General features: G+C 67.5%; 8 protein-coding genes. All 8 read right to left on the bottom strand.

Annotated features, from left to right (window positions below; all coding sequences use genetic code 11):
- Positions 1 to 77: 77 nt before the first annotated feature.
- On the bottom strand, positions 78 to 3782 hold the full coding sequence (locus B0E41_RS10470; protein ID WP_077331039.1) for a hydantoinase B/oxoprolinase family protein: 3705 nt from the start codon (positions 3780 to 3782) through the stop codon (positions 78 to 80).
- A 10-nt stretch (positions 3783 to 3792) separates the two neighbouring features.
- Complete coding sequence (locus B0E41_RS10465; RefSeq protein WP_077331038.1) at positions 3793 to 4782, bottom strand: TRAP transporter substrate-binding protein; 990 nt, start codon at positions 4780 to 4782, stop codon at positions 3793 to 3795.
- Between the two features lie 43 nt (positions 4783 to 4825).
- Positions 4826 to 6121, bottom strand: coding sequence for a TRAP transporter large permease subunit (locus tag B0E41_RS10460; protein ID WP_077331037.1), 1296 nt, complete (start codon positions 6119 to 6121; stop codon positions 4826 to 4828).
- A gap of 11 nt (positions 6122 to 6132) precedes the next feature.
- Entirely contained in the window at positions 6133 to 6648 is a 516-nt protein-coding gene (locus tag B0E41_RS10455) for a TRAP transporter small permease (RefSeq protein WP_077331036.1), read from the bottom strand.
- Positions 6649 to 6652: 4 nt separating this feature from the next.
- A complete protein-coding gene (locus B0E41_RS10450) occupies positions 6653 to 7648 on the bottom strand; it encodes a TRAP transporter substrate-binding protein (protein WP_077331035.1) in 996 nt (331 codons plus the stop codon).
- A gap of 50 nt (positions 7649 to 7698) precedes the next feature.
- The gene (locus B0E41_RS10445; RefSeq protein WP_077331034.1) at positions 7699 to 8508 is read right to left on the bottom strand and encodes a putative hydro-lyase; all 810 of its coding nucleotides are present in this window, start codon (positions 8506 to 8508) and stop codon (positions 7699 to 7701) included.
- Positions 8509 to 8648: 140 nt separating this feature from the next.
- Positions 8649 to 9566: a LysR family transcriptional regulator gene (locus tag B0E41_RS10440; RefSeq protein ID WP_077331040.1), complete on the bottom strand. Its 918-nt coding sequence runs from the start codon at positions 9564 to 9566 to the stop codon at positions 8649 to 8651.
- Positions 9567 to 9645: 79 nt separating this feature from the next.
- On the bottom strand, positions 9646 to 10536 hold the full coding sequence (locus tag B0E41_RS10435) for a LysR substrate-binding domain-containing protein (RefSeq protein ID WP_077331033.1): 891 nt from the start codon (positions 10534 to 10536) through the stop codon (positions 9646 to 9648).
- Between the last annotated feature and the right edge of the window lie 113 nt (positions 10537 to 10649).

The following is a 10649-nucleotide window of genomic DNA, read 5'->3' as shown; positions in this document are numbered from 1 at the left end:
GGGTGAGGCCCAGCGCCTGCAGGCGCTGTTCGGCGGTGGGTGTCATGCCGCTTGGTTTTTTGACGCTGGGGTGTCCGTCATGGGGTCTCGGCGACCAGGTCTGCCACCGGTTGGCCCCATCCGCCGCCGCCCGGGGTTCGAATCACGAACACGTCGTCGGGCTGCATGCTGACCTCGCCGATGTGTGACAGGTGCTCCAGGCGGCCGTCGGCGCGCTCGACCCGGTTGGCGCCGGGCTGGCCGGCCCGCCCGCCCGCCGCACCGAAAGCCCCGTGCAGGCGGCCGTTGCTGAGAATCGAGGCCGTCATCGGCGCCAGGAAGCGGATGCGCCGCTCCCCGCCGTCGCCGCCGTTCCACCGCCCCCGACCGCCAGTGCCGCTCGCGATCTCGAAGCTGTCCACCCGCACCGGGAAGCGCCACTCCAGCACCTCGGGGTCGGTCATGCGCGAGTTGGTCATGTGGGTCTGAACCACCGAGGTGCCGGCGAAGCCCTGGCCGGCGCCGGAGCCGCCGGCAATGGTCTCGTAGTACTGCCGCGTGTCGTCCCCGAAGGTGAAGTTGTTCATCGTGCACTGGCTGGCGGCCACCACCCCCAGCGCACCGTAGAGGGCGTTGGTGACGCAGGACGACACCTCCACGTTGCCCGCCACCACCGCGGCCGGGTGGCGCGGGTTGAGCAGCGAGCCCTCGGGCACGATCACCTCGATGGGCTTGAGGCAGCCGGCGTTGAGCGGAATGGCGTCGTCGACCAGGGTGCGGAAGACGTACAGCACGGCCGCCATGGTGATGGAGCGGGGCGCGTTGAAGTTGCTCGGCAGTTGGGCGCTGGTGCCGGTGAAATCGACCACCGCCGAACGGCGCTCGGCGTCGACACGCACCGCCACCCGGATGCAGGCGCCGTTGTCCATCGGGAGCTCAAACGAACCGTTGCGCAGGGCGGTGATGGCGCGCCGCACGCACTCCTCCGCGTTGTCCTGCACGTGCTGCATGTAGGCCAGCACCGTGCCCTTCCCGTACTGGCCCACCATGGCGAGCAACTCTTGCTGCCCTTTTTTGTTGGCGGCGATCTGCGCGCGCAGATCGGCCAGGTTCTGCTCCGGGTTGCGGCTCGGGTAGGGCCCTGAACGCAGCAGCGACAGCATGGCGCCGTCACGAAGCTCTCCGCGCTGCATCAGTTTGAAGTTGTCGATCAGGATGCCTTCGTCACCGATGCCGGTCGAGAACGGCGGCATCGAGCCGGGGGTGATGCCGCCGACATCCGCGTGGTGGCCGCGGCTGGCCACGTAGAACGCCGGGCGTTCCTCACCCGTCCCCAGAAACACCGGTGTGACCACCGTGATGTCCGGCAGGTGGGTGCCGCCGTGGTACGGGTCGTTGAGCACGAACACGTCGCCCTGGTTGATGCGGGCGTTGCGGTCGATGATGGAGCGGATGGACTCGCTCATGGAGCCCAGGTGCACCGGAATGTGGGGGGCGTTGGCGATGAGCTGCCCCTGGCCGTCGAACACGGCGCAAGAGAAGTCGAGCCGCTCCTTGATGTTCACCGACTGCGAGGTGTTTTGCAGGCGCAGCCCCATCTGCTCGGCGATGTTCATGAACAGGTTGTTGAACACCTCCAGCATCACCGGGTCGACCTGCGTTCCCACGGCGGCGGCCTGTACGCGCGGGCGGACCCGCTCCAGCACCAGGTCACCCAGCTCGGTCATCCGGGCGCGCCAGCCGGGGTCGATCACGGTGGTGGCATTGCGTTCGGCGATCACCGCCGGTCCGTCGACGGTGGCGCCGGCCTGCAGCGCGTCGCGCTGGTGCAGCTGGGCCGCCCGCCAGCCGGCCGGCGATCCGTCGGCCAGGCAGTACATGTTGACGATGGCCTTGGGCGGTGGCACATGCGGCTTGCCCGGCGCCACCGGCGCCGGTTGGCTCAGGGCCTCCCCGGCCAGACGGCACTCCACGTTCACGGATTCGATGATCAGGTTCCGGTCCGCCATCAGGAACGAAAAACGCTGCCGGTACGTGGACTCAAAACCGTCGCGCAGGGCCGCGATTTCGTGCGCCGGCGTGCTCGCCACCGACACCGTGCACGACAACGCGGTGTCGGTGCCCTCGTAGCGGACGAGCACACGGAACAGTGACTCCACCGCCTCGGTGTCGATGCCCTGGGCGCGCATCTCGTCGAGCGCATCTTCCTTGAGCGCCAGCAGCCTGCCGCGGGCCGCTGCCAGGCCGTGTTCGTCCAGGGTCTGTTCGACGGAGCATTCGCGCATCACCGTCTGGTCGGCCAGGCCCATGCCGTAGGCGCTGAGCACGCCCGCAAAGGGATGGGCCAGGATGCGCGTCATGCCCAGCGCGTCCGCCACCAGGCAGGCCGCCTGGCCGCCCGCGCCGCCAAAACACTGCAGCGCGTAGTCGGCCAGGTCGTAGCCGCGCGCCACCGAGATCTTCTTGACTGCATTGGCCATGCTCGCCACGGCGATCTGCAGCGCGCCGGCCGCCACCTCCTCAGCGGTGACCGCCGGCGCTTGCGGGTCCAACCGTGCTGCGTTCATGGCAACGGCCAAGTCGGCGAACCGGTCGATCACCACCTCGCGGTCCAGCGGCTGGTCGGCCGCCGGGCCAAACACCGTGGGGAAATGGTCGGGCTGGATCCGGCCGAGCATGACGTTGGCGTCGGTGGTGGCCAGGGGGCCTCCGCGCCGGTAGCTGGCGGGGCCGGGGTTGGCGCCGGCCGACTCCGGCCCCACGCGCAGGCGGTGGCCATCGAAGCGGATGATGGAGCCGCCACCGGCGGCCACCGTGTGAATGCTCATCATGGGCGCGCGCATGCGCACCCCGGCCACCTCGGTGTCGAACGCGCGCTCGAACTCGCCCGCGTAGTGGCTCACGTCGGTCGAGGTGCCGCCCATGTCGAAGCCGATGACCTTGGCCATGCCGGCGGCCTCGGCCGTGCGCACCATGCCGACGATCCCGCCCGCCGGGCCGCTGAGGATGGCGTCCTTGCCCTGAAAGTGATCGGCCTGCGTGAGCCCGCCGGAGCTTTGCATGAACAGCAGCGGAACCCCGGGCATCTGGTCGGCCACCTGCGCAACATAGCGCCGAAGGATCGGGCTGAGGTAGGCGTCGACCACCGTGGTGTCGCCGCGCGGCACGAACTTCATCAAGGGGCTGACCGCATGCGACACCGAGATCTGGCTGAAGCCCACCTCTTGGGCGATGCCTTGTGCAGCCCGTTCGTGCTCGGGCGATTGCCAGCCGTGCAGAAACACGATCGCGCAGGAACGGATGCCATCGGCGTGCGCCGCCAGCAGCGCCTGGCGCAGGCTGGCCTCGTCCAGGGGCCTGATCAGCTCACCGTCGGCCGACATGCGCTCGTCGGCCTCGATCACCCGTTCGTACAGCAGTTCGGGCAGCACGATGTGGCGCTCGAACAGGCGGGGACGGGCCTGGGTGGCGATGCGCAACGCATCGCGGAACCCGCGTGTGGTCACGAGCACCGTGCGGTCGCCCTTGCGTTCGAGCAGGGCGTTGGTCGCCACGGTGGTGCCCATCTTGACGCAGTCGACGAGCTCGGGCGTGATGCGTTGGTCCGCGCGCAGGCCGAGCAGGCGCCGAATGCCTTCGACCGCCGCGTCCTTGTACTGCTCGGGGTTTTCCGACAGCAGTTTGAGCGTGTGCAGCGTGCCGTCGGGCGAGCGCCCGACCAGGTCGGTGAAGGTGCCGCCCCGGTCGATCCAGAACTGCCAGAGAGGAGGTCGGGGAGGTTGTGGAGAGGGAATCGGGTTCATGACTGGAAGCTCACTGTTGACTGAAATAGGGAATGAAAATCTGGTTGGCCTGGGGGCCCACCTCTCGCACCCACTCGCGGGCGAAGCGCTCACCCATGCGCACCAGGGTGCCGCGCAGGTAGGGCGGTGTGGACTCGACCTGCATGCCCTCTTTGGCGAGGGTTTCGCGGGACTGCAGCGCGGCCTGTTCGGCGGCCGCCCAACCCCGTTGTTCGGCCTGGGCACTGAGCTCGGTCAGGGCGGTGCGCGCCTTCGGGTCGAGGCGCTCCAGCGCGGCGGCATTGACCATCACCAGGTTCTTGGGCATCCAGGCGTTGAGGTCGTAGAAGTGGTGCATCCACCGCCAGGCCTGCTGCTCGACCCCGGTGACCGACGAGGTGATCATGCTGTCGATGCGGCCGGTCTCCAGGGCCTTGCCGACGTCGGCCATCGCCACCTCGACCGGCGTGGCCTCCAGCATTTCCGCGATGCGGCGGGTGGTCGGGTTGTAGGTGCGCATGCGACGGCCCCGGAAGTCCGCCGCGGAGCGCACCGGTTCGACGCTGTAGAGGCCCTGACCCGGCCAGGGCACGGCGTACAGAGGGACCAGGCCCGAGGCACGCAGCGCGCGGTCCACCACCGGGCGCTGCACCTTCCACAGCCGCAGGGCGTCGGCGCCGTGCCGGGTCATGAAGGGAATGGCATCGGCCCCGCAGACGGGCCAGGCGCCGGCCATGGTGGTCATGATGCATTCGCCCACCTCCGGTTGGCCCGTGGTCACCGCTTCCGGGATCTTGGCCAGCGGCGCCAGCTTGCCGTCGGCCACCACCTGCCAGCTGAGGGCGCCCTGGGTCGCTTCGGAGAGGGCCTGCCCCAGCCAGCGCAGCGTGGCGGCGTGGAAGCCGTCGCTGCGGTAGCCGGTGGCCACGGTCCACTGGGTGGGCGCGGCGAACAGGGGGCGGGCGACAGAAAGTCCTGCCAGGGTGGCCGCGAGGGCCACCGGCACATGTCGACGGTGCATGGGTTACTCCTTTGTCGGCGCTGGCGCGAAGGGCCAGCGACGGCTACTGCATGACGCTGGGCAGCCAGGTCACGACCCCTGGCACGAAGTAGACAAAGAGAACAAAGGCGCACATCAGCCAGAACAAGGGCATCGAGACCTTGGCGATCCAGGTGATCTCGCGTTTGGTCAGCCCCTGGATGACGAACAGGTTGAAGCCCACCGGTGGCGTGATCTGGGCCATCTCCACCACCAGCACGATGAAGATGCCGAACCAGATGAGGTCGAAGCCGGCGGCCTCCACGGTGGGCAAGAGCACGGCCATGGTGAGCACGACCATCGAGATGCCGTCGAGGAAGCAGCCGAGCACGATGAAGAACATCACCAGCATCACCATCAGGGCAAAGGGCGACAGGCCCAGACCGCCGATCAGTTCGGCGAGGTGGCGCGGCAGGCCGATGAAGCCCATGGACAGCGTCAGGAACGAGGCGCCGGCCAGGATCAGGCCGATCATGCAGTACACCCGGGTCGCCGAGGCCAGCCCGTCAAAGAGCCGCTCGCGGGTCATGGAGCCTTCGACGACCGACAGGAGCAGCGAGCCCGCCACCCCCAGCGCCGCCGCCTCGGTGGCCGTGGCCACGCCGGAGTAGATCGACCCGAGCACCAGCGCGATCAGGGCAACCACCGGCAGCAGGTGACGGCCCTCGTACAGCTTCTGGCGCAGGGTCATCGACGCATCGGCGGCGGGGATCTGGTCGGGATGGCGCAGGGACCACACCACGATGTAGCCCATGAAGACGAGCGCCAGCAGGATGCCCGGGATCACGCCGGCCATGAACAGCTTGGCGATGGACACGTTGGCCGCCACCCCGTAGACGATCATGATGATCGAGGGCGGGATCAGCAGGCCCAGTGTGGCGGCGCCCGACAGGGTGCCGACGGACAGGGGCACGGGGTAGCCCCGTTTGTCGAGCTCGGGCAGCGTGATCTTGCCGATCGTGGCGCAGGTCGCGGCCGATGAGCCAGAGACGGCGGCAAAGATTGCGCAGCCGATCACGTTGACGTGCAGGAGGCGTCCGGGCAGCTTGTTGAGCCACGGTGCCAGGCCGCGAAACATGCCCTCGGCCAGCTTGGACCGGAACAGGATCTCGCCCATCCAGAGGAACAGCGGCAGCGCGGTCAAGGTCCAGCTGGTGGTGCTGCCCCAGATGGTGAGCACCATGGCGTCGCCCACGGGCCGCTCGGTGAGCAGCTGCATGGCGATCATTGCCACGCCCAACAGGGACAGGCCGATCCACAGGCCGGAGCCCAGGACCAGCAGCATGAAAAGAATCAGAGACAGTGCGATGAGTGCGTCCATGGGGTTCTCCGTTATTCGACCCGTGCCGCTTCACCGGCGGGCGCATGCTGGAAGAAGGGCCGACCCAGCAGGTGGCTCAGCGTGGCGTCCACGCAGGCCAGTGCCAGGCCGGTGGCCCCCACCGCCATGGTCAGCTGCGGGATCCACAGCGGGGTCGCGTCCATCGACTGGGAGATGTCGTGCGTGGTGTACGACATCCACACCATTCGGACGCAGTACCAGGCCAGGAAAGCGCACAAGGCACTGGCCGACAGCAGGCTCCAGACCTGAAGCACCCCGCGCCAGCGCATCGAAGCTTTTTCCATCAGCAGGGTGACGCGGATGTGCTCGTTGCGTTGAAAGGTGGCGGGCAAGGCCAGGAACAGGGCGGCTGCGATGGCATAGCCCGCATAACCGTCCAGCCCTGGGACGTCCCAGTCCATTTGCCTCGCGAGCACGCCCAGGGCGACCACGGCAAAGGCGGCGGCCATGCCCAGCATGGAGAGCCAGGCCATGGCGCGGTAGATCAGGTCCAGAAGGGTTCTCATGGCCTCAGGGCTTGCGGAAGCCGTCAACGATCGCTTGGCCGTCCGCGCCCGCGCTGACCAGCCACTCACCGGTCAGCTTGTCGCCGATGGCCTTGAGTTCCTGCTTGAGCGCCGGGCTCGGGTCGGCCACCTTCATGCCCTTGGCGGCGAGCTCCTTCTGGTACTCGGCGTCCTTGGCTTCGCTCAGGCGCCAGCCGCGGTCTTGGGCCACCATGGCCGCCTTGCTCATCGCTTCCTGGGTGGGTTTGTCCAGCGCGTCGAAGGCCTTTTGCGAGACCACGACGGCGTTCTTGGGCAACCAGGCGTTGACCCGGTAGAAGTGCTTCACGCTCTCATACAGCTTGTTCTCGACACCGCTGGCGCTACTGGTGAGAAAGTTCTGCACGGCGCCGGTGGCCAGCGCCTGCCCCAGCTCGGCCAGCTGGATCGTCGTGGGTTGTGCGCCGGCCAGTTGCGCGATGCGCGAGGTGGCGGGGTTGTAGGCGCGCATCTTGGTGCCCTTGAGGTCGTTCAGCGACTCGACCGGTTTGGCGCTGTACAGGCTCTGGCCTGGCCATGGCACCGTGTACAGCAGCTTCATGCCCTGAGCGGCCAGGAGTTTTTCCAGGTGGGGGCGCTCCACCTGTGCCAGCTTGCGGGCCTCGGCGTAGCTGTCGGCCAGGAACGGCAAGGAGTCGGCGCCGAACAGCGGGTTCTCGTTGCTGTGACCCGAGAGGATGAATTCACCGGCCTGCACCTGGCCAGTCTGCACCGCGCGCTTGATCTCGTTGGCCTTGTAGAGCGACGCGCCGGGGTGCAGGGTGATCTTGAGCTTGCCGCCCGTGGCCTTGTCGACGTCATTGACGAAGGTCTGCAGGTTCTCGGTCTGAAAGCTGCTGACCGGGTAGGCCGTGGGCATGTCCCACTTGACCGGCGTCTGTGCCAGCGCCGGTGCGCCGGCGCAGGTCAGGAAGGCGGCGGCGCTTGCGGCCGTCAGGAAAAGTCGTTTGGTGGTGTGCATGTCAGCTCCTGGGGGTGGTTGGAACAAGGAAGGAAGAGAGGAAAAAAGGGTCAGCCCAGACCCAGTTGGTCGTTCAGCCGGTCCGTGACCAACATGCACCCCGGGGCGTGGGTGATGCAGAACGGGGGCTTGGCAACGGCGATCGCGGCCTGTGGTGTGACGCCACAGGCCCAGAACACCGGCAGCTCGTCGGGCATGACCTGCACGGCGTCGCCGTAGTCGGGCCGTTGCAGGTCGTTGATGCCGATGAGTGAGGGGTCTCCGATGTGGATGGGTGCGCCATGCACCTCGGGAACCCGCGAGGTGATTTGCACGGCGCGGATCGCATCGGCCGCCTTCATGGGGCGCATCGTGACGACGAGCGGGCCGTGAAACGGGCCGGCTCTGCGGGTGGCGATGTTGGTTCGGAACATGGCCACGTTGAGCCCCTGTTCCACGTGCCGCAGGCGGATGCCACCGGCCAGCAGGCCGTGCTCAAACGAGAAGGAGCAGCCCAGCGCAAAGGTCACGAAGTTGTCCTGCCACAGGGCCGTCAGGTCGGTCGGCTCGTCGACCAACTCACCGCCTTGCCACACGCGGTAGCGGGGCACATCGGTGCGGACGTCCAGGTCCTGGCCCAGATCGGTCAGGCGGTATTGGCCTGGCTCGCTGACCGACAGCAGGGGGCAGGGCTTGGGGTTGCGCTGGCAGTAGCGCAGGAAATCATCGGCCAGTGATTTGGGCAGGATGGCCAGATTGGCCTGCACGTGGTGGCGAGCCAGTCCGCTGGTGTGGCCGGTCAGTTGACCGAGCCGTGCGGCACGGCGCACCTCGAGTGCGCTGGAGCCGGTGTGCAATGGGATGGGTGGGTTGGTGGTCATGCTGGATGCGGGCGGTCATTGGCGAATGCCGCGAATTCTGAGCACGTTGCCCCGATCCATCCAACGAGAAATTTGCGCGCAGGGTCATCGAAAAAATTGATGACCTGATCGAGTGCGCGTTTACCCTGATAAGGTAAACCCTAGGCACCAGAAGGGTGCGAGCGCCGTCGTCGGGACGCGGCGGAGGTCTTCAGGTGGTTCATGGCCGAGCTCAGAAGCGACTCGGTGAGGCTGCTGGTCGGGTCTTCCCGGTAGCTCGCATGGATGGGCAGCGGGGCCAGCGCCGGTGTGCCCGGCAGCCGCTTGAGGGGCGAGCGCTGGGCCAGGTCGTCGATCACCTCGGAGGGCAGGGTGGCGACCCCGAATCCCGCTTCGACCAGCTGCACCATGGCCGATATTGACGAGATGTTGTGCACCCGGGGCGGTGAGGTGTGTTCGCCCTGGAAGAGTTCGAGCAAGGCCTGGTGGGGCTGCGATCCGCGCTGGAAGGTCATCAGCTCGAAACAGGCCAGGTCGTTGAGCCGGTAGCGGCTGGCCTGATGAATGTCGACGCGCCCGACGAAGGACAAGGCCATGGACGGCAGCGCCACGGTGCGCAGGCCGGCGTCGGTGGCCGGGATGGCCGCAAACACCAGGTCCAGCGCGCCACGCTTGACCTGGTCCACGAGCACGGGCGAGGTTTCCACCGTCAGTTCGAAGGCAAAGTCGGGTTGTTCCGAGCGCATGCGCACCAGCCACCCGGGCAGCCAGCTGTGCACCACGGACTCGATGGCACCAATGCGCACGGTGACCAGGCCACTGCTGTTGTGGCCCATGGCTTCCTTGATCTGGCGCTGCACGGACAGCAGCTGCTGGGCCATGACGTGAAAGCGCTGCCCGGCAATCGTGAGGCGAAACTGCTTGTCGCGCCGGTCGACCAGCACCGTGCCGAGCTCTTCTTCCAGCGCTGAAATCCGCGCCGAGAGAGCGGACTGGGTGATGTGCAGCTTCTGGGCGGCGCGCGTCACGCTGCTCAGCGAGACCGCCCAGTGAAAGGCTTCGACAAATCGCAGATTCATGGAGGCGATCATCCTCCACCTGTGCCACGCACTCAACGCCTTTGCGTGGGCATGAGCGAAAGACTTTCGGCCTCTCAGCTCATCCCGATGGGGTCTTCATCTCGTTCAAAAGCCACTGGACAAACCGCTGGGTCTGCGGGCTCGCGTTCGGGGCCACACCGACGCAGTGGCTGCTCAGTGCCATCCGCACATCGGGCAAAGGGCAGACCAGGCGCCCCGACGCCACGTCATGGGCGATCAGGGATGTCGGCGCCAAGGCGAAGCCCAGCCCATCCACGGCGGCCTGCAGCACAAAGTGCAGGTGCTCGAACTGCAGGCAACCGGCGGGCTTCAACGCGGGCAGGTTCGCCCGCTGTGTCCAGTGCGCCCAGTCGTTGCTGCGCGATCTGGACAGCAGCAGCACATGGGACGCCAGCGACGCGGGGTCAGTGACCGGAGACCGGGCAAACAGCGCGGGCGATCCCACGACAAGGGCCTCGTCTTCCAGGCACGGGTGGATCTGCATCGCGGGCGGCCACCCGCGGGTGCCACGCCGGATGGCCAGGTCGAAAGGATCCTGCGCCTTGTCGGGCGGCAGGGTGCTGGTCATCACCTGCGGCTCGATGTCCGGGTGCAGGGCCACAAACCCCGGCAACCTCGGGATCAGCCAACGCACCGCGAACGTGGGCCGGACGTTGATCTTCACGGTGCGCGGTGGCGCGCTGCCCCTGAGCGATTCGGCGGCCGCGCCAATCTGCTCCAAGGCGGGGCCGATCTGCGTATGGAACTGGTGGCCGGCGGCCGTGAGCAGCACCTGCCGGGTTCTGCGTTCGAACAGGGCCACGCCCAGGTGGGCCTCCAACACCTGAATCTGGCGGCTGATCGCGCTGTGCGTGACGTGCAGTTCCAGCGCGGCCCGGGTGAAGCTCAGATGGCGCGCGGCCGCCGCAAAAGCACGGACCGCGTTCAACGGAGGCAGGCGGGGCAACATGCGTGCGATTTTCTCACGCGTACCGCGCAGGAATACCGTTTGTCGAGCGTGGTGGTGTTGCGCACCATGCACCCATGCCAGCGCCCACCCTCCCTTCAAGCTATGACCGCGAC

This window comes from Hydrogenophaga sp. A37, from assembly GCF_002001205.1.
In the GTDB taxonomy this organism is placed as follows: domain Bacteria; phylum Pseudomonadota; class Gammaproteobacteria; order Burkholderiales; family Burkholderiaceae_C; genus Hydrogenophaga.
Note: the sequence above shows the minus strand (reverse complement) of the source record. Positions and strands in the feature narration are given on the sequence as shown.

Coding starts and splice junctions, on each gene's coding strand:
- B0E41_RS10455 (WP_077331036.1), bottom strand. CDS start 6,648: ATGAGAACCCTTCTGGACCTGATCTACCGCGCCATGGCCTGGCTCTCC.
- B0E41_RS10440 (WP_077331040.1), bottom strand. CDS start 9,566: ATGAATCTGCGATTTGTCGAAGCCTTTCACTGGGCGGTCTCGCTGAGC.
- B0E41_RS10470 (WP_077331039.1), bottom strand. CDS start 3,782: ATGAACCCGATTCCCTCTCCACAACCTCCCCGACCTCCTCTCTGGCAG.
- B0E41_RS10445 (WP_077331034.1), bottom strand. CDS start 8,508: ATGACCACCAACCCACCCATCCCATTGCACACCGGCTCCAGCGCACTC.
- B0E41_RS10435 (WP_077331033.1), bottom strand. CDS start 10,536: ATGTTGCCCCGCCTGCCTCCGTTGAACGCGGTCCGTGCTTTTGCGGCG.
- B0E41_RS10460 (WP_077331037.1), bottom strand. CDS start 6,121: ATGGACGCACTCATCGCACTGTCTCTGATTCTTTTCATGCTGCTGGTC.
- B0E41_RS10450 (WP_077331035.1), bottom strand. CDS start 7,648: ATGCACACCACCAAACGACTTTTCCTGACGGCCGCAAGCGCCGCCGCC.
- B0E41_RS10465 (WP_077331038.1), bottom strand. CDS start 4,782: ATGCACCGTCGACATGTGCCGGTGGCCCTCGCGGCCACCCTGGCAGGA.